Source organism: Streptomyces sp. NPDC030143 (assembly GCF_055573695.1).
In genome coordinates, this window is the sequence record NZ_JBVIAY010000008.1 from 203218 (window position 1) to 221249 (window position 18032).

Here is an 18032-nt window from a genome sequence, read left to right on the forward strand (position 1 = left end):
GTCGGGGGCGGCTCAGCGGGAGAAGCGGCCGAGGGAGCGTCGGTAGGTGCTCATGCCCTGCAACAACGGCTTCTCCGGGTCGTGGGAGCGTCGCCGGGGCCGCACGGCGTCGGGGGCGTCTGCCTTCGTCGCCGCGGAAGGAGCGGGGCCAGGGCCGTCCGTCCCGCTGCGGCTGCCGACGAGGACCGTGGCCGGGTGACCGTTCACCAGGATGTCGTGCGTCGCGTCCAGGGTGAAGCCCGCGTCCTGAAGGCTCTGCCGGTAGTCGTCGGCGCCTCGGCGGGCGCACAGCAGCACGAAGCGTCCGGTCGCCGGCGTGAGGACCCGGGCCAGCGACGCCGATACCGCCCGCGTGAATTCCGGATACGGGATCGGGAGTTCCTCGTATTCGCCCCAGGGCGGGTCCGTCACGACCGTGTCGACGGATCCGTCCGGGACCGAGGGGAGTTTCAGGGCGTCCTCGGACAGCAGCCGCACCCGCTTGTCCCCGGTCAGCTCGTCCGGAAATTCCTTGCGGTGGGTGGCGAGGTCGAGGTCGGAGTAGATGATTTCCCGGGCCGGCATCTCCGCACGGGCCACCGCGAACGAACCGCTGCCGCCGAAAGGATCCAGGAATACGTCCCGGTCCTCGGGGCCTGCGGCCAGGACCAGCATCGACGACAATTCGTGGGAGATGGCACCCCGCGCCTTTTTCGCCCGCTTCTGCTTGGGGAGCCGCGCGCAGAACATCAGGTCGCGCATGTCGAGCCGCCCGATGAGCCAGAACTCCTGGCAGGAACCGCGCGCCTCCACCCAGCCGCCCGTACCGGCGGACACCGCCCGCTCCAGCCCGCTGCGGACTCCCGGCGCGACCGAGGAGAGTTCACCGTCGATATGCGCCATGATGCGAAATCCGTCGGTGCGCCCCGGAAACGCGGAGAAGTCGTTTCTGTTCAGTCCCCTGGCCAGCTGCAGTGCGCTCTGGTCGACATCCTTGCGCGGGGCGTCGGCGAGAACCACGAAGGCGTTCTTGGCGAAGGGGAGCTGGGAGATCCGCTGAGTGCCCGACGTCGAGTCGAACAGCATGGCGCTGTCGTCCTGGTAGCGCACGCTGAAATCATCGACGAAATTCGAGACGGCATCGGCGACGAGTTTGCCGGTGCCGGCGGGGTACTGGATGAAATAGCGCACTCGACGAGGGTACCCCGACCGGGCCGGGCACCGTTCGGTGCTCAGAGTCGACCTCATGGGCAGTCAGACCGCTGCCTGCGCGTCAGAAGCCGCCCGTCTCGTCATAGGGATCCCGCGGCTCCTCCACCGGCGTCACCGTGGCCACCTCGAGGAACGGGATCGGGCCGCCGTTGACCGGGTCGGTGGTGCGGTGGGGGGTGTAGGTGCCGGTGATGCGCAGCCAGGTGTCCGGCTGGAGGACCGGGGGGATACGGCCGGTCAGGCCGACCTTGACCGGCAGGGCGTCGGCCGCGCAGCAGCTGAGGGTCATGCGGACCAGGTAGGGGGTGCCGTCGCCGTCCAGGGCGAGGAAGCCGGTGAGTTCGACGCGGCGGCCGGCGAGGGTGCGGCCGTGGTCGTAGGCCGCGCGGCCCGCGTAGTCGGCCACGGCCAGCCGCAGCGGGTCGGCGGCCGGCAGCTGCGGGTAGCCGGGCGGCTCCTGCAGGGCCGTGCCGGTACGGGTCGCGCTGTAGGAGCCGAGGGCCGGCGGGGCGACGAGGATCAGGGCCAGCAGGGGCAGGAGCAGCAGCCAGGAGATGCGGGGTTCGCGGTGGGCGTGCGCCACCGGCCGCGCCGTACCGCGTCCGTACCAGGCCGTCGCCGCCGCCGTCAGGACCAGCACCGCACCCGCCGCGAGCAGCAGCGGCTGGAGGCCCGCCTTGACGTACCGCAGGTAGAGGTCGGTGGCGCCGGCGTGCAGGAGGGTCGCGCCGAGCAGGAACAGGACCGCCGCCTGCGCCTGGCGGTTCACAGGAGCACCGCCCCGGTCAGGACCGACACCGTCACGGCGAGGACGAAGGTCGCGGGGGCGAAGCGCAGCGCGAAGGCGCGGCCGAAGGTGCCCGCCTGCATCGCGAACAGCTTCAGGTCGATCATCGGACCGACCACCAGGAAGGTGAGCCGGGCCGTCAGCGAGAACTGGGTGAGCGAGGCCGCGACGAACGCGTCCGCCTCGGAACAGATGGACAGCACCACGGCGAGGACCGCGAGCGCCAGGACCGCGACCACCGGGTTGTCGGCGGCGGTACGCAGCCAGCTCTGCGGGATGACGGCCTTCAGCGTCGCCGCCGCCATCGCGCCCACCACCAGGAAGCCGCCCGCGTGCATCACGTCGTGCCGCACGGAGTCCCAGAACGCCGCGCCCCGGCCGAGCCCCTCGTGCGGGGCGTGGGCGGGCGGGCGAAGCCAGTCCGTGCGGCCCAGCCGGTGCCACAGCCAGCCCATCGCGCACGCCACGACCAGGCCGGCGGCGAAACGGGCCACCACCATCCCGGGCTCTCCCGGGAAGGCGACCGCCGTCGCCGTCAGCACGATCGGGTTGATCGCCGGGGCCGACAGCAGGAAGGCGAGGGCGGCGGCGGGGGTGACGCCCCGCCGGACCAGCGCACCCGCCACCGGCACCGAGGCGCACTCGCAGCCCGGCAGCACCGCCCCCGCCACCCCCGCCACCGGGACGGCCAGCGCGGGGCGGGCCGGCAGCGCGCGGGCGAAGAAGGACGCGGGGACGTAGACCGCGATCGCCGCCGACAGCAGGACGCCCAGGACGAGGAACGGCAACGCCTGCACGACCACCGCCACGAACACCGTCGTCCAGCTCTCCATCACCGGCGCCGACAGCGCCCGCCGCAGCGGTCCCTGCGACAGCACCATGAGGGTCAGGACGAGGGTCAGGGCGAGGGGTGAGGTGAGACGGCGGGGTTCCCGGCCCCGCGCGTCCTCCTCCGGACCACCCGGCGTCAATCCGCCCGTCTTCGGCCCGTCCTGCTCCGGACCGCCTTGCTCCGGTCCGCCCTGTTCCGGGCCACACCGCTCCGGACCGCCCTGTTCCCGTCCGCCCTGTGCGCCCTCCCCGGACGGGGCCGCTTCGGTGATGGCCACGGGCGGGGCACCTCCAGAGTCCATGGTCTCCCTCTCCCTCCCCTCTCGTACGGCCGCACGGCGGCCCGCGTTCACCGCGGCGCTGGAACCACCCGTCTCACTGAGGCAGTCTTCTCCCTCGTGGGGAGCGTTCCGAATCAGGGTCCGCCGCCGGGCGACGCCGGCGCGCACATGGTCGTCTGCGGCGACGACGGACTCGCGCACCGGCTGGCCGCCGAACTGCGCGGGGTGTACGAGGAGCAGGTCACCCTCGTCGTCCCGCCGGCCGAGCGTACGGTACGACCGCCGGTCGTCGGGCGGGCCCGCGCCGTGTCGGCGGCGCTGCTCGACCGGGTGGTGAGCGCGGCCGTCAGCCGGGCCGCGGGCGGCGGCGGCACGCCCCAGGTCGGCGGTGAACAGGGCGCAGGCGGACGGGTGTTGGAGGCCGCCGAACCGACCGAGGCGGTGCTCGCCGAGGCCGGGGTGGAGCGGGCGGCCGCACTGGCGCTGGTGTACGACGACGACGAGACGAACATCCGCGCCGCCCTCACCGCCCGCCGCCTCAACCCGCGTCTGCGGCTCGTCCTGAGGCTGTACAACCGGCGGTTGGGCCAGCACATCGAGGAACTGCTCGACCAGGCGGCCGCGTTGGCCGTCGGGGACGGCTCGCTCACGACGGGGGACGCCTCCACGACCGTGCTCTCCGACGCCGACACCGCCGCGCCCGCGCTCGCCGCGACCGCCGTCGCCGGCACCAGCAAGGTCGTCCAGACGGACGGGCTGCTGCTGCACGCGGTGGAGCGGCCGCCGCCCGGCCCCGGCCGGAGCGCCGATCCGGGCCTGGCCACGCTCGCCCTGCTGTCCGCGCCGGGCAACGACCCGGCGTTCGCGGACGGTTCCGAGACCAGCGGCGAGCAGGGGCCGCGGCTGCTGCCCGACGCGGCGACGGTGGAGGCCGCGGCCGGGCGGGGCCGGGTGGTCCTGGAGCAGGTGTCCTACGCGGCGGGGCCCGGGCTGCCGGCGGGGCGGGGTGTCGGGGTCGTCGCGCCCTTCGCGTCGCTGTTCTCGCGGCGGCTGCGGTGGTCGCTGGCCGGTCTGGTGGGGTGCGTGGTCGCGCTGGCGGTGGCGCTGTGGCTGGCGACCGGGATCCATCCGCTCGGCGCGGTGTACCTGACGCTGCTCGACCTGTTCGCCATCAACGATCCGGCGGTCGGCGCGTCCACCGAACGTCAGGTCCTGCAACTCCTCTCCGGTCTGATCGGGTTGCTGTTGCTGCCGGTGCTGCTGGCGGCCGTGCTGGAGGCGCTCGGCACCTTCCGGGGCGCCGGGTCCCTGCGCAGGCCTCCGCGCGGGCTGGGCGGACACGTCGTGCTGCTCGGGCTGGGCAAGATCGGCACGCGGGTGCTGACCCGGCTGCGCGAGCTGAACATCCCCGTGGTGTGCGTCGAGGCCGGGCCGGAGGCGCGCGGGATCGCGGTTGCGCGGCGGCTGCGGGTGCCGGTGGTGCTCGGCGACGTCACCCAGGAGGGTGTCCTGGAGGCCGCCAAGATCCACCGCGCGCACACGCTGCTCGCGGTGACCAGCTCCGACACCACGAACCTCGAGGCCGCCCTCTACGCCCGCTCGCTCCGCCCCGACCTGCGCGTCGTGCTGCGGCTGTACGACGACGACTTCGCGACCGCCGTCTACCGCACCCTGCGGGCCGCGCACCCCCAGGCGCTCACCCGCAGCCGCAGCGTGACGCATCTGGCGGCGCCCTCCTTCGCCGGGGCGATGATGGGCCGTCAGATCCTGGGGGCGATACCGGTCGAGCGGCGGGTGCTGCTGTTCGCCGCGCTGGAGGTGGGCGGGCATCCGCAGCTGGCCGGAAGGACGGTCGGCGAGGCCTTCCGGGCCGGGTACTGGCGGGTGCTGGCCCTGGACACGGACGCGCCGGCGGACGACGCACCCGGCTCCGCGCTGGTCTGGAACCTGCCCGACGGCTACGTCCTGCGCAACGAGGACCGGGTGGTGCTGGCGGCGACCCGAAGGGGCCTGGCGGAACTGCTGGGACGGAGACGGAGGGGAGGGCCGGGGGCGTAGCCCCCACCCCCCTACGAACGCCCGCCGCCGTACGCAGGCCCACCCCCGACGAACGCCCACCCTCGTACGCAGGCCCACCCCGACGAACCCCCGCCCGCGGGCTATCCCAGGTGCCGCTCCGCGAACTCCAGTTCCAGCCGCACCTGCTTGATCCGCTCGTCCACCACCAGTGAGCCGTGGCCCGCGTCGTAGCGGTACACCTCGTGGACCGCGCCCCGGGCCTCGAGGCGCTTGACGTAGTTCTCGACCTGGCGGATGGGGCAGCGCGGGTCGTTGACGCCGGCCGAGATGTACACCGGGGCCCTGACCCGGTCGACGTAGGTCAGCGGGGACGACGCCTCGAAGCGGTCCGGGACCTCCTCGGGGGTGCCGCCGAGGAGGGTGCGGTCCATCGCCTTCAGGGCCTCCATCTCGTCGTGGTAGGCCGTGACGTAGTCGGCGACCGGCACCGCCGCGATGCCCACCGCCCACGCCTCGGGCTGGGTGCCGAGGCCGAGCAGGGTGAGGTAGCCGCCCCAGGAGCCGCCGGTGAGGATCAGCCGGGCGGGGTCGGCGAGGCCGGAGTCGACCGCCCACGCGCGGACCGCCTCGATGTCCTCCAGCTCGATCAGTCCCACCCGGTGCTTGAGGGCGTCGGTCCACGCGCGGCCGTAGCCGGTGGAGCCGCGGTAGTTCACCCGGATCACCGCGTAGCCGTGGTCGACCCACGCGGCCGGTCCCGCGGCGAAGGAGTCGCTGTCGTGCCAGGTGGGGCCGCCGTGGATGTCGAAGACCGTGGGCAGGGGGCCGGTGGCGCCCGCCGGCTTCTGCACCAGCGCGTGGATGCGGCCGCCGGGGCCCTCCACCCACACGTCCTCCACCGGGACCGAGCCCGGGGACTTCATGCCGGGCGGGTCCAGGACCACCCCGCCGGTCGTCGAGCGGACCGCAGGCGGCCGGGCCGCTGACGACCACAGGTACTCCACGCTGCCGTCGGGGCGGGCCGTCGCGCCGGAGACCGTGCCCGGCGGGGTCGGCACCTTCACCATCTCGCGGCTCGTCAGGTCGTAGCGGAACAGCTCGCTGCGGGCCTCGAAGCTGTGGGCGACCAGGAGACCGGAGCCGTCGGGGTACCACTCGGCGCTGACGTCGCCCGGCAGGTCCAGCGCCAGGTCGGTCTGCGTGCCCGTCACCACGTCCCACACCAGGGGTTCCCAGCGGCCGCGGCGCTGGTGCCCGATGAGCAGCCGGGTGTCGCCGTCGACCGGCGCGAAGCCCAGCACCTCCAGACCGAGCTCCTCGGTGCCGCCCCTGGTGTCGTCCAGCTCGGCGACCTTCGTGCCGTCGGGGCGCAGGACGCGCAGCGCGGAGTGCATCGCGTCGCCGTGCTCGGTGTGCTCGATGGCGATGAGCCGGCCGTCGTGGGAGAGGTCGCCGACGCCCGCCGACTCGCGGTGGCGGTACAGCTCGTAGGGGGGCTCGCCCACACGGGCGACGTGGATGGTCGTGCCGTCCTCGTCCGTGGAACGGCCCACCACCGCCGTACGCCCGTCGCGGCCGAGGGCCAGGCCGGCGGGGTAGGAGGGGTCCAGGCCCGGGGTGGCCAGCTCGTCCTCGCCGCCCTCGAAGGGCTGACGGCGCCAGACGCCGAACTCGTCGCCGTCCTTGTCGTCGAACCACCAGATCCAGGCGCCGTCCGGGGAGAGCACGCCGTCCGTCGTGCCGTTCGCCCGGTTCGTCACCTGGCGCTGCTCACCGGTGGACCGGTCCCAGGCGTACAGCTCGTACGTCCCCGTCGCGTTGGACACGAACAGGGAGCGGTCCGGCGCGTCCTCGGCCCAGTCGGGCAGCGACACCCGGGGCGCCCGGAAGCGCTTCTCCCAGTCCGGCATTTCCTCGGTCCGCTCCGCCGCGGCGGACCCGTTGCTCTCAGTCATGGCCCCATAGTGCCCGCACCGGCGGACACTTCGCTGCCACGGCCCCCAGCCTGTGGACAACTTCGGGCAAGCCCTTTCCGGTCCGGTTCCCATTTCCTTGCTTTTCGCCTGCCCCGCGCGGCGGCGCGCCCGTTGCCCGGAACGGCCGGCGGCCGACCCCCGAGGGCCGGCCGCCGGGCCCCGCCCCGTACCGTTGTGGGCGTGTACCGGTTCCTGCTGACGCCCCGATGGTGGGGGATCAACGTCTTCGTGCTGCTGGCCATCCCCTTCTGCGTCTTCATGGGGTCCTGGCAGCTGAGCCGGTTCGAGGCGCGCGTGGACGACCACCGCAGCGCCCAGCAGCAGGCCTCGCGGGGCCGGACGGAGCCGGTGCGGCCGCTGGCCGAACTGCTGCCGGTGGACAAGGCGACGTCCGGCCGGCGGGCCACCGCGTCGGGGCGGTACGGCGAGCAGTTGCTGGTCCCGGACCGCACGCTCGACGGCAGGCGGGGCTTCTACGTCCTGACCCTGCTGCGCACCGACGGCGGCAGGGCGCTGCCCGTCGTGCGCGGCTGGCTGCCCGGCGCCGCCGACCCGGCGAAGGCCCCGGCACCGCCGTCCGGCGAGGTCACGGTGACCGGCGCGCTCCAGGCGTCGGAGACGCCCGGGGACAACGGGGTGAGCGGGCGCGGCGGCCTGCCGGCCGGGCAGACGGCCGCGATCAGCGCGGCCTCACTGGTGAACCTGGTCCCCTACGACCTGTACGACGCCTGGGTCACGCTGGACACCGCCGACTCGGGGATGACGGCGGTGCTCGCGAGCGCGCCGGCCGACACGGGGCTGGACCTGAAGGCGTTCCAGAACCTCGGCTACACCGGCGAGTGGTTCGTCTTCGCCGGGTTCGTGGTGTTCATGTGGTTCCGGCTGCTGCGCCGGGAGGTGGAGTTCGTCCGCGACGCCGCCCTCGGCCTCACCCCGACCGACGGCGAACCGGCCACCGGAAGCGCACCGACGCACACCGGCACACCGGCCACCGAAAGCGCACCGAGGACCACCGGCACACCGGCCACCGATGGCGCACCGGACTCCGAGGGAGACGACCCCGGGTCCACCTCCTCCGCGCCGGACGGCGCCGCTCAGGAGGACGCCAGCACGCCCGTGCGGTAGATGGTGCCCGCGCACGCGTCGGACACCGTCGCCGACACGGAGGGCGAGCCGCCGTCGGCGGTGTAGGTCACGACGACGCTGCCGTCGGCCGTGCCGTCCTCGGTGAACAGCTGGGTGGAGGCGCCGTCCGTGCCCGTGGTCGTGCCGCCCGTCGTGCCGGTCTGCTCGCTCGGCGAGGGGCTCGGGGAGGCCGTGCCGCCGCCGGTCTCGCCGCCTCCGTTGTCGCCGCCCGTGGTGGGGCAGGTCTCGGAGGGCACCCAGGCGAACTTCACGTCGTACGCCGAGCCGGGGGCGAGGGTCAGCTGGGAGACGTAGAGGGAGGGGTCGGGCAGACCGGCCGCCGCGTCGCCCGCGGTGTGCTCCACGACCGTGATCTTCGAGGGGTCTGCGGCGCCCTGGGCGGTGGGCGAGACGGACACGCCCCCGCCGACCGTGCAGTCCTCGGAGGAGACGTTGACGACCCGGAAGGTGCCGTAGACGACTGCGCCCGCGTCGGCGACCTCCACGTTCGCGGTGGACTCGCCGAGCTGGGACGCCGTACAGGCGGATGCGCTCGCCGCGGACGGAGGGGGGGTGGCGCCGGCGGAGGCGCCGGTCGTGCTGCCGGTCTCCGTGCCCGGGCCGGTGCCCTTGTCGGCGTCCTCGCCCTGCTCACCGCTCTGGCCGGAGGAGCCGCCGACCTTGCCGGAGGAGCCGCCGTCGGGCTGCTTGCCCTCACCGGCGCCGCCCTGTGCCTGTGAGGCCTGGCCGGCCATGGCGGGGTTGGCCTCGGATGCGCCGGACCGGGAGACGTGCAGCAGCGCCGGGACGGCGGTGCCGACGAAGAGCGCCGCGGCCGCCAGGCCGACGGCGGCCTGGCGCTTGCGGGCCCGCCGGGCGGGCACGGCCCGTCGGAGGTGGTCCAGCGCCCCCTCGCGCGGCTCCACCTCCCGGACGGCCTGGTGGAGCATCCGGCGCAGTGCCAGCTCGTCCGAGTCGAGCCCGTCCGGGCCCTGGTCGTCGAGGTGGTGGTTCACGGTTCCGTTCCCAGCGTGCGATGGCTTCGGCTCTTGCTTGTGCGGCGGACCCGCCGGCTCGGGCGCCGGGCCGCGGGGGGCGGACGGCTCGTGCCGCTCGTCCGCCCGGGCGTCCTCCGCTCCACTCTTCCCCCTCACGCCGGCGCCTCCATGGCGACGCGCAGCGCGGCGATGCCGCGCGAGCCGTACGCCTTGACCGAGCCGAGGGAGATGCCGAGGGTCTCGGCGACCTGGGCCTCGGTCATATCGGCGAAGTAGCGCAGCACGAGCACCTCGCGCTGGCGGCGCTGGAGGCCCTTCATCGCCTTGATGAGGGAGTCGCGCTCGAGCTGGTCGTAGGCGCCCTCCTCCGCGCTGGCCATGTCCGGCATCGGCTTGGTCAGCAGCTTCAGGCCGAGTATGCGGCGGCGCAGAGCGGAGCGGGAGAGGTTGACGACCGTCTGGCGGAGGTAGGCGAGGGTCTTCTCCGGGTCGCGGACGCGCTTGCGCGCGGAGTGGACGCGGATGAAGGCCTCCTGGACGACGTCCTCGCAGGAGGCGGTGTCGTCGAGGAGGAGGGCGGCGAGGCCGAGCAGTGAGCGGTAGTGCGTGCGGTAGGTCTCGGTGAGGTGGTCGACGGTGGTGCCCGCCGCCCCGGCCTCCTCCGCGTGCTCGGCGGTGTCGGCGGTGTCACGCTGGCTGGGGATGCGGGTGGGCCGCGCTGCGGGCATGGGCGCGATCACCGGCATGCCGCCGGGCACACCGGGCATGCGGGGTCGGAGGCCGGCGCGGGGCGGCCGCAGGGCCGTCGCGCGGGTCGCCGCCGGGAAGTCGAGTACCTCTGCCACACCAGTTGGACACGCTTCCCCCCGTCGGGGTTGTACGTGCCGCCGCCGCGTTTTGCGTCGCACGTCGAAACACGCGCGTCCACCGCTGCCCCGGACGCCCGTCCCATGCCGGCCGACAGCAGCACAGACGGCGCCTCACATGCCCTCATGTGTCCCGCTCTTCCCCTATAGCCCATATGAACGGGCGTCCCCACGCCCGGACCACGGCGTCCCCTGTGCGCCGGGATCTCCACACGCTGCGCGCCCCGAAGGGTGACCGCAAAGACGCTCCCCGCTCTCACGCGGTTGCGGAGAGCGGGGAGGAATCTTCGGATCATCTTCGAATGTCAAAGGTGTCCGATACAAGTGGATCGGACCGTCGACCGGCTCACATCTTTTCCACAGATCCTGCTCGCCCGCCGGGTTCCGGCCGGGAATCCTCCGGCCGGCCCGTCCGCTCACCCGAACTCCGCCGCCACCAGTTCCGCGATCTGGGCGGTGTTCAGGGCGGCGCCCTTGCGCAGGTTGTCCCCGCACACGAAGAGCTCGAGCGCGGTGGGGTCGTCGAGCGCCCGGCGCACCCGTCCCACCCAGGTCGGATCGGTGCCCACGACGTCGGCGGGCGTGGGGAACTCCCCGGCGGCCGGGTCGTCGCACAGCACGACCCCGGGGGCGGTGGCGAGGATCTCCCGGGCCTTGCCGACCGTGACCTCGTCCTGGAAGCGGGCGTGGACGGTCAGGGAGTGCACGGTGACCACCGGCACCTGGACGCAGGTCACCGCGACCGGCAGCTTCGGCAGCCCGAGGATCCTGCGGGTCTCGTCCCGCACCTTCATCTCCTCCGACGACCAGCCGTCCTCGCGCAGCGACCCGGCCCAGGGCACGACGTTCAGCGCGACCGGCTCCGGGAACGGCCCGGTGCGGTCGCCGACGGCCCGCCGTACGTCACCGGGGCCGGTCCCCAGCTCCGTCCCGGCGACCAGCGACATCTGCTGCCGCAGCGTCTGCACCCCGGCCCGGCCCGCCCCGCTGACGGCCTGGTACGTCGACACCACCAGCTCGCGCAGCCCGAACTCGGCGTGCAGCGCGCCCAGCGCGACGATCATGGACAGGGTCGTGCAGGTGGGGCTGGCGACGATCCCGCGCGGACGCATCCGCACGGTGTGCGGATTGACCTCGGGGACGACCAGCGGCACGTCCGGGTCCGTCCGGAAGGCGTCGGAGTCGTCGACGACGACCGCGCCCCGGGCGGCCGCGACCGGCACCCATCGCGCGGCGATCTCGTCCGGCACGTCGAACAGCGCGATGTCGACCCCGTCGAAGGCCTCCTCCGACAGGGCCAGTACCTCGACCTCCTCGCCGCGCACGGTCAGCTTGCGGCCGGCCGAACGCGGCGAGGCGAGGAGACGGATCTCGCCCCAGATGTCCGCGCGCTGGGACAGGATCCGGAGCAGTACCGTGCCGACGGCCCCGGTCGCCCCCACGACCGCGAGCGTCGGTCGGTGGGTCATCGCCCGGTGCCCCCGTAGACGACGGCCTCGTCGCTGTCGGAGTCGAGTCCGAAGGCGCTGTGCACGGCGCGCACGGCCTCCGGCACGTCGTCGGCGCGGGTGACGACCGAGATGCGGATCTCGGAGGTCGAGATCAGCTCGATGTTCACGCCCGCGTCGGACAGGGCCTTGAAGAAGTCGGCCGTGACGCCCGGGTTGGTCTTCATGCCGGCGCCGACCAGGGAGATCTTGCCGATCTGGTCGTCGTAGCGCAGCGAGTCGAAGCCGATGCCGCCCTTGTTCTTCTCCAGGGCGTCGATGGCCTTGCGGCCCTCGGCCTTGGGCAGCGTGAAGGAGATGTCCGTCAGACCGGTGGACGCGGCGGACACGTTCTGCACGATCATGTCGATGTTGATCTCGGCGTCGGAGACCGTGCGGAAGATCGCGGCTGCCTCGCCCGGCTTGTCCGGCACGCCGACGACCGTGATCTTGGCCTCGGAGGTGTCGTGCGCGACACCGGAGATGATGGCCTGCTCCACCTGCTTGTCCCCTCGCTGAATCGGCTCGCTGCTGACCCACGTGCCCTGCAGACCGCTGAAGGACGAGCGGACGTGGATCGGGATGTTGTAGCGGCGGGCGTACTCCACACAGCGGTGGAGCAGCACCTTGGAGCCGGAGGCCGCGAGCTCCAGCATGTCCTCGAAGGAGATCCAGTCGATCTTCTTCGCCTTCTTGACCACGCGCGGGTCGGCGGTGAACACGCCGTCGACGTCGGTGTAGATCTCGCACACCTCGGCGTCGAGCGCGGCGGCCAGGGCGACGGCGGTCGTGTCGGAGCCGCCGCGGCCCAGCGTGGTGATGTCCTTGGTGTCCTGGCTGACGCCCTGGAACCCGGCGACGATGGCGATGTTGCCCTCGTCGAGCGAGTCACGGATCCGGCCCGGCGTCACGTCGATGATCCGGGCTTTGTTGTGGACCGAGTCGGTGATGACACCTGCCTGGCTGCCGGTGAACGACTGGGCGCGGTGGCCCAGGTTCTTGATCGCCATGGCCAGCAGGGCCATGGAGATCCGCTCTCCGGCGGTCAGCAGCATGTCGAGCTCGCGCCCGGCAGGAATGGGGGAAACCTGCTCGGCGAGATCGATCAGCTCGTCCGTCGTGTCGCCCATCGCGGAAACGACGGCCACCACCTGGTGGCCGTTCTTCTTCGCTTCCACGATCCGCTTGGCGACGCGCTTGATGCCTTCGGCATCGGCTACGGAGGAGCCTCCGTACTTCTGCACGACAAGGCCCACGTGCGCTCCTCGCTCAGTTTGTCTCTTTCCGCACATACGCCCTCGTACTGCGGGTCGGCTCAGTCTAACGAGCGCCCATGATCCGCCCCTGCGGTATCGCATCGTGAGATGTCCGGGTCACCCGTTCCAGCACCCCCTGCCCACTCCCGCCGGAGTGAAAGCTGTGATCTAAATTTCAAGCACTATTGTGCGGCTGTGCACGTACTCCTCGTGGAAGACGACGAACCGGTCGCCCAGTCGCTGCGGCGCGGCCTGCAGCGCTACGGCTTCGAGGTCGACTGGGTCACCACGGGCGCCGCCGCGCTCGCCCACCCGGGCCCCTACGAGGTCGTTCTCCTCGACCTCGGTCTGCCCGACACCGACGGCCTCGACGTCTGCCGCGCCCTGCGCGAGCGCGGCGACGTCCCGATCATCGTGATCAGCGCCCGCAGCGACGAGACCGACCGGGTGGTGGGCCTGGAGCTGGGCGCCGACGACTACGTGTCCAAGCCGTTCGGCGTCCGCGAGGTCATCGCCCGCATACGAGCCGTGATGCGCCGCGCCCAGCCCCGCACCTCCGGGGAGAGCGGCGCCGGCGGCCCCGACCGGTACGGCGCCCGCCTGACGATCGACCGCAAGGCAGCCCGGGTGCACGTCGACGGCGAGGAGGTCGGCCTCGCGCCGAAGGAGTACGACCTGCTGGCGTTCCTCACCGAGGAGCCGGGCGCCCTGATGTCGCGCGAGCAGATCATGGAGGCCGTCTGGGACGCCAACTGGTTCGGGCCGACCAAGACGCTGGACGTGCACGTGGCGGCGCTGCGGCGCAAGTTCGCCGGGGTCATCACCATCGAGGCGGTGCGCGGGGTGGGCTTCCGCCTGGAGATCGTGGGCGGCGCGGGCGGCGGCACGTCGTGATCCGCCAGCTCATCCGCAGCTACGTGGTGCTGGTCGCCGTCGCGATCGGACTGTTCACCGTGCCGGTGGCGTTCACGCTCACCGCACAGCTGCGCGGCGACACCGAGGTGTCCATCGAGCGCGAGGCGACCACGATGGCGCTGCTGCTCGGCAACGGCGACACCGCGTCCTGCCAGGCCCTGGAGCAGATGGCCAAGGCGTACGCGCGGGAGACCGAGGACGTGGTGGAGGTCACGGCCACCGAGCAGTGCGCGACCGACCTGCCGCGTCCGCGGTCGGACGCCGCCCTGACCAGGGCCCTCAAGGGCAGGGGTTCGACGATCGACTGGGGCTCGGACTTCATCTGGGGCCGCGAGCTGGTCATCACCGTCCCCGCCCGCACCGGCGGCGAGGTCGTGGGCGCCGTGCGGATCGTGTACTCCACCTCCGGTCTCACCCGGCGGCTGTGGACGATCTGGGGCTTCCGGGCGGGCCTCGCGGTGGCCGTGCTCGGTGTGGCCGCGGTGATCGGCGCGGCGGTGGCCCGGCGGCTCACCGCCCCGCTGCGCCAGCTCAACGACATGGCGAGCAAGCTCAGCGACGGCGACCTGACGGCCCGCGCGCCCGTCACCGGCCCCCAGGAGACGCAGACGCTGGCCCTCACCCTGAACCAGGCGGGCGAGCGTCTCGACACGCTGATCGCCTCCCAGCGCATCTTCGTCGCGGACGCCTCCCACCAGCTGCGCACGCCGCTCACCGCGCTGCGGCTGTCGCTGGACAACATCGCGGACGGCGTGGACGACGACTTCGTCCGGGAGGACGTGGAGCAGGCGACCGCCGAGGTGGTGCGGATGAGCCGGCTGGTCAACGGGCTGCTGGTGCTGGCCCGGGCCGAGGCGAAGGTGTCGGCGGCGGAGCCGCTGTCCCTGCGGGACATCGTCGCCGAGCGCCTGTCGGTGTGGAGGCCGGCCGCCGACGAGCGCGGAGTCACCATCGCGCTCAGGGGGAGTGGTGTCGACGGCCGGCCGCTCGTGTTGGCCGGCCCCGGTCATCTGGACCAGGTGCTGGACAACGTGCTCTCGAACGCCCTGGAGGTGTCACCGGACGGGGGGACGATCACCGTCCGGCTCGAGTCCCGCGGCAGCCGGGTGCTGCTGGAGGTCCTCGACGAGGGTCCGGGCATGTCCGACCCGGAGAAGTCCCGCGCCTTCGACCGCTTCTGGCGCGGCCAGGGGCTCACCGGGCGCTCCGGTTCCGGTCTCGGCCTCGCCGTCGTCAAACAGCTGGTGACGGACGACGGCGGGACCGTGACGCTGGCGGACGCCCCCGGAGGCGGGCTGTGCGTGCGGATCGCCCTGCGGCCGGCACACCGGGGCGGCGGCTGAGGCCCTCGGGGCTCAGCCCTCCGGCATGGCCGACGAGTGGTGGTTGACGATCTTCCAGGCGTCGCCCTGCTTCTCGTAGACGTAGGTGTAGCGGGCCTCGACGACGCGCTTCTCGCCGGTGGCGTGGTCGGTGAGCGTGAACTCGTAGACGCCGGTGTCTATCGCGGAGTCCTTGTCGAGCACCTCGACGATCGTCTCGACCTTCTTGCCCACCGGCTTGTTCTGCAGGAAGTGCTCGAAGTAGTCGACGATGCCCGCACGGTCGCTGCGGACCTCGTTGGAGACGGTCGGCAGCAGCACGGCGTCATGGGCGTACAGGTCCGCGACCTTCTGCGGGTCCCCGGTCTGCAGCGCCGCGTTCCACGTGTCGAAGAGGGACGTGACCTGCTTCCTGGCGGTCTGGGAGTTCTTCTCGGTACCGGCCGCACTGACCCCGGCGGTCACCGCCGCGGCGGCGACGAGGGCGGTGGCGGTGACGAGGGCGGCGCGGACGCGGGTCTTGCGGGTCATCGCAACTCCTGTGCGGCTGGTGCCTGTTGGGATGACTCAAGACTCGCGTGCGGCCGGTTAGGGCCCGTGCAGCCGTCGTACAGCGCACGCCCAAGGCCCTTCCAATTCTCGTGCGGGCCCGTGCGGTGGTGGGCGCCTGCCCCGTGACGGCCACCCCGGCCCCGGCCCCGAGCTGCCGATCACGTGCGAGGTCCGCCGCGTCCCGGCCCGGCACGCCCGGCCCGGCACGCCCCGGGGGGCGCGGGCGCCACCGACGCGGCGGGCGGCTCGGGGACGCGGCCGGCAGCTGCACGAAGTGGCGGGCGGGGTTCGGCGATGGCGAGAGGCCTGTGGGGAGCGTGAGGGCTCCCGGGCAGGCCGGGCCGCATGGCCGTTCCCAGCGGGCGGGGGGGCGTGACCGTCGTAAGGCGCGGGGGCGGGCTCGCATCACCGTCGCAAGGCGGGTCGGGCTCGCATCACCGCTCCGGACAACGGGCTCGCGCGACCGCTCCGGGCGCGGTTGGTGACGCGGCTGGATGGGGTGTTGCCGCTCCCACGTGACCGGCGGATCGTGTGACCGCTGCTGCGGGGCCCGCGCCGTGTGCGTCGCGGTCCGCGTCCGCGCTACTTCTGGGCCGGGCGGAGCCCGAGCGCGTCCCCGATCTCCTCGGCCATCACACGGCCCGCCTCGAACTCCAGGGTGTCGTCGCCCATGCCCTGGTCGGTGTCGAGGCCGTCGAGTTCTTCGAGGGGCTGGTCGAGGCGGACGTGGGCGAGGACCGAGTGCAGGGCCCGCAGGGTCGCCGAGGCCGTGGAGCCCCAGTTGGAGAAGTAGGAGAACTGCCACCACCACAGGGCCTCGCTGACGCGGCCGGCCCGGTAGTGGGCCATGCCGTGGCGCAGATCCGTGATCACGTCGGTGAGGTCGTCGGAGATACGGGCCGGCACCGGGGCCTTGCGCGGCTCGTAGGGGTCGAAGACCTCCGAGTAGACGTCCACCGGGTCGAGGAGGCGGGCGAGGTTCTCGCGGAGTTCGTCGACGTCCGCGTCCGGGCCCGTGTCGGGCTCGTAGCGCTCGTCGGGGACGATGTCCTCGTGGGCGCCGAGACGACCGCCGGCCAGCAGCAGCTGGGAGACCTCCAGCAGGAGGAAGGGCACGGCCGAGTCCGGCTCGTCGCCCTTGGCGACCTCGGCGACGGCGACCAGGAAGCTCTCGATCTGATCCGCGATCTGGACCGCGAAGTCGTCGGGGTTGCGGTCGCCGGCGTGCAGCGTGGCGTCAGACATCTAGGAGTCGTCTCCCCTCGAAGGCGCGGCCGAGCGTGACCTCGTCCGCGTATTCCAGGTCGCCACCCACCGGGAGGCCGCTGGCCAGGCGGGTGACCTTCAGGCCCATGGGCTTGATCATGCGGGCGAGGTACGTCGCCGTGGCCTCGCCTTCCAGATTCGGGTCCGTGGCCAGGATCAGCTCCGTGACGGTCCCGTCGGCCAACCGCGCGAGGAGTTCCCGGATCCGCAGATCGTCGGGGCCGACGCCCTCGATGGGGCTGATGGCGCCGCCGAGAACGTGGTAACGGCCGCGGAACTCGCGGGTGCGCTCGATCGCGACGACGTCCTTCGGCTCCTCCACGACACAGATGACCGAGGGGTCGCGGCGGGGGTCGCGGCAGATGCCGCAGTTCTCCTCCTGCGCCACGTTCCCGCAGGTCGCGCAGAAGCGGACCTTCGCCTTGACCTCCATCAGGGCCTGCGCGAGACGCCGTACGTCCGTCGGTTCGGCCTGCAGGATGTGGAAGGCGATCCGCTGCGCGCTCTTGGGACCGACGCCGGGCAGCCGCCCCAGCTCGTCGATGAGGTCCTGGACCACGCCTTCGTACAACGGACTGCCGTCCTTCCTGGGTTCCTTGGTACGTACGGTAGTGGGCCGGGGTGCGTCCTAGAAAGGCAGCCCGGGGATGCCGCTGCCGCCGCCGAGGCCCTGGGCGAGCGGGCCGAGCTTCTGCTGCTGGAGGGTCTGCGCGTTCTCGTTGGCCGCCTGGACGGCGGCGACGATCAGGTCGGCGAGGGTCTCGGTGTCCTCCGGGTCCACCGCCTTGGGGTCGATCGCCAGCGCGCGCAGCTCGCCGGAGCCGGTCACGGTCGCCTTCACCAGGCCACCGCCCGCCTGCCCGTCGACCTCCGTGTTCGCCAGCTCCTCCTGGGCACGGGCCAGGTCCTGCTGCATCTTCTGGGCCTGCTGGAGCAGCTGCTGCATGTTGGGCTGGCCACCACCGGGAATCACGATCAGCTCCTCTTCCGGGCCTCACGGCCTGACGTCGGTACGGGATTTTCCCGCTCGGCACGAGCCTACGTGGTCTGTGCGGGTGTCGCTCCAGCACTCTTTCGAGTGAGTCTCGACCGCCGCCTATACCTGATCAAGGCCCACTTCCAGGCGTAAAAGAGACGAAACCCGCCTCTTCGCCACCCAT

At 72.8% G+C, this 18032-nt stretch carries 16 protein-coding genes; 4 read left to right on the forward strand and 12 right to left on the reverse strand.

Annotated elements, in window-relative coordinates; translation table 11 throughout:
* Positions 1–12: 12 nt before the first annotated feature.
* The 3 genes from ACZ4YY_RS16850 to ACZ4YY_RS16860 form a co-directional block, all read right to left on the reverse strand.
* On the reverse strand, positions 13–1170 hold the full coding sequence (locus ACZ4YY_RS16850; RefSeq protein WP_468289946.1) for a TRM11 family SAM-dependent methyltransferase: 1158 nt from the start codon (positions 1168–1170) through the stop codon (positions 13–15).
* Positions 1171–1252: 82 nt separating this feature from the next.
* Entirely contained in the window at positions 1253–1960 is a 708-nt protein-coding gene (locus tag ACZ4YY_RS16855) for a TIGR03943 family putative permease subunit (protein ID WP_468289948.1), read from the reverse strand.
* Positions 1957–3111: a permease gene (locus tag ACZ4YY_RS16860; RefSeq protein WP_468289951.1), complete on the reverse strand. Its 1155-nt coding sequence runs from the start codon at positions 3109–3111 to the stop codon at positions 1957–1959. The genes ACZ4YY_RS16855 and ACZ4YY_RS16860 overlap by 4 nt, the downstream gene beginning before the upstream one ends.
* Positions 3112–3258: 147 nt before the next feature.
* Here ACZ4YY_RS16860 and ACZ4YY_RS16865 point away from each other — a divergent pair, with 147 nt between their 5' ends.
* Entirely contained in the window at positions 3259–5148 is a 1890-nt protein-coding gene (locus ACZ4YY_RS16865) for an NAD-binding protein (protein ID WP_468290200.1), read from the forward strand.
* A 101-nt stretch (positions 5149–5249) separates the two neighbouring features.
* Here ACZ4YY_RS16865 and ACZ4YY_RS16870 read toward each other — a convergent pair whose 3' ends face one another.
* Entirely contained in the window at positions 5250–7064 is a 1815-nt protein-coding gene (locus ACZ4YY_RS16870; protein WP_468289953.1) for a S9 family peptidase, read from the reverse strand.
* Positions 7065–7265: 201 nt separating this feature from the next.
* Between ACZ4YY_RS16870 and ACZ4YY_RS16875 the strand changes: the two genes are divergently transcribed.
* The gene (locus ACZ4YY_RS16875) at positions 7266–8210 is read left to right on the forward strand and encodes an SURF1 family protein (RefSeq protein WP_468289956.1); all 945 of its coding nucleotides are present in this window, start codon (positions 7266–7268) and stop codon (positions 8208–8210) included.
* Here ACZ4YY_RS16875 and ACZ4YY_RS16880 read toward each other — a convergent pair.
* From ACZ4YY_RS16880 to ACZ4YY_RS16895, 4 genes are all read right to left on the reverse strand, one after another.
* The gene (locus tag ACZ4YY_RS16880) at positions 8180–9226 is read right to left on the reverse strand and encodes a hypothetical protein (RefSeq protein WP_468289959.1); all 1047 of its coding nucleotides are present in this window, start codon (positions 9224–9226) and stop codon (positions 8180–8182) included. The genes ACZ4YY_RS16875 and ACZ4YY_RS16880 overlap by 31 nt on opposite strands.
* Positions 9227–9360: 134 nt before the next feature.
* Positions 9361–10053, reverse strand: a complete 693-nt coding sequence (locus ACZ4YY_RS16885) for a SigE family RNA polymerase sigma factor (protein ID WP_468289961.1) — start codon at positions 10051–10053, stop codon at positions 9361–9363.
* Between the two features lie 437 nt (positions 10054–10490).
* Positions 10491–11543, reverse strand: a complete 1053-nt coding sequence (locus ACZ4YY_RS16890) for an aspartate-semialdehyde dehydrogenase (protein WP_468289964.1) — start codon at positions 11541–11543, stop codon at positions 10491–10493.
* Entirely contained in the window at positions 11540–12817 is a 1278-nt protein-coding gene (locus tag ACZ4YY_RS16895; RefSeq protein WP_468289966.1) for an aspartate kinase, read from the reverse strand. The genes ACZ4YY_RS16890 and ACZ4YY_RS16895 overlap by 4 nt, the downstream gene beginning before the upstream one ends.
* A 195-nt stretch (positions 12818–13012) precedes the next feature.
* Between ACZ4YY_RS16895 and ACZ4YY_RS16900 the strand changes: the two genes are divergently transcribed.
* Positions 13013–13711, forward strand: a complete 699-nt coding sequence (locus tag ACZ4YY_RS16900; protein ID WP_468289969.1) for a response regulator transcription factor — start codon at positions 13013–13015, stop codon at positions 13709–13711.
* A complete protein-coding gene (locus ACZ4YY_RS16905) occupies positions 13708–15075 on the forward strand; it encodes a HAMP domain-containing sensor histidine kinase (RefSeq protein WP_468289972.1) in 1368 nt (455 codons plus the stop codon). Before ACZ4YY_RS16900 ends, ACZ4YY_RS16905 begins: the two co-directional genes overlap by 4 nt.
* Before the next feature lie 12 nt (positions 15076–15087).
* Here the strand turns inward: ACZ4YY_RS16905 and ACZ4YY_RS16910 are convergent, their stop codons facing one another.
* The 4 genes from ACZ4YY_RS16910 to ACZ4YY_RS16925 all read right to left on the reverse strand — a co-directional run bounded on the left by ACZ4YY_RS16910 (position 15088) and on the right by ACZ4YY_RS16925 (position 17845).
* The gene (locus ACZ4YY_RS16910) at positions 15088–15585 is read right to left on the reverse strand and encodes an SgcJ/EcaC family oxidoreductase (protein ID WP_468289975.1); all 498 of its coding nucleotides are present in this window, start codon (positions 15583–15585) and stop codon (positions 15088–15090) included.
* A gap of 603 nt (positions 15586–16188) precedes the next feature.
* Entirely contained in the window at positions 16189–16851 is a 663-nt protein-coding gene (locus tag ACZ4YY_RS16915; RefSeq protein ID WP_468289978.1) for a DUF5063 domain-containing protein, read from the reverse strand.
* Positions 16844–17443, reverse strand: coding sequence for a recombination mediator RecR (gene recR / locus ACZ4YY_RS16920; protein WP_360332554.1), 600 nt, complete (start codon positions 17441–17443; stop codon positions 16844–16846). The genes ACZ4YY_RS16915 and recR overlap by 8 nt, the downstream gene beginning before the upstream one ends.
* Positions 17444–17500: 57 nt before the next feature.
* Positions 17501–17845: a YbaB/EbfC family nucleoid-associated protein gene (locus ACZ4YY_RS16925; protein ID WP_468289982.1), complete on the reverse strand. Its 345-nt coding sequence runs from the start codon at positions 17843–17845 to the stop codon at positions 17501–17503.
* Between the last annotated feature and the right edge of the window lie 187 nt (positions 17846–18032).

What these genes read in the sequence shown, in the direction of transcription:
- ACZ4YY_RS16860 (WP_468289951.1), bottom strand. Translation starts at nt 3,111, where the DNA reads ATGGACTCTGGAGGTGCCCCGCCCGTGGCCATCACCGAAGCGGCCCCG.
- ACZ4YY_RS16865 (WP_468290200.1), top strand. Translation starts at nt 3,259, where the DNA reads ATGGTCGTCTGCGGCGACGACGGACTCGCGCACCGGCTGGCCGCCGAA.
- ACZ4YY_RS16870 (WP_468289953.1), bottom strand. Translation starts at nt 7,064, where the DNA reads ATGACTGAGAGCAACGGGTCCGCCGCGGCGGAGCGGACCGAGGAAATG.
- ACZ4YY_RS16890 (WP_468289964.1), bottom strand. Translation starts at nt 11,543, where the DNA reads ATGACCCACCGACCGACGCTCGCGGTCGTGGGGGCGACCGGGGCCGTC.
- ACZ4YY_RS16910 (WP_468289975.1), bottom strand. Translation starts at nt 15,585, where the DNA reads ATGACCCGCAAGACCCGCGTCCGCGCCGCCCTCGTCACCGCCACCGCC.
- ACZ4YY_RS16915 (WP_468289978.1), bottom strand. Translation starts at nt 16,851, where the DNA reads ATGTCTGACGCCACGCTGCACGCCGGCGACCGCAACCCCGACGACTTC.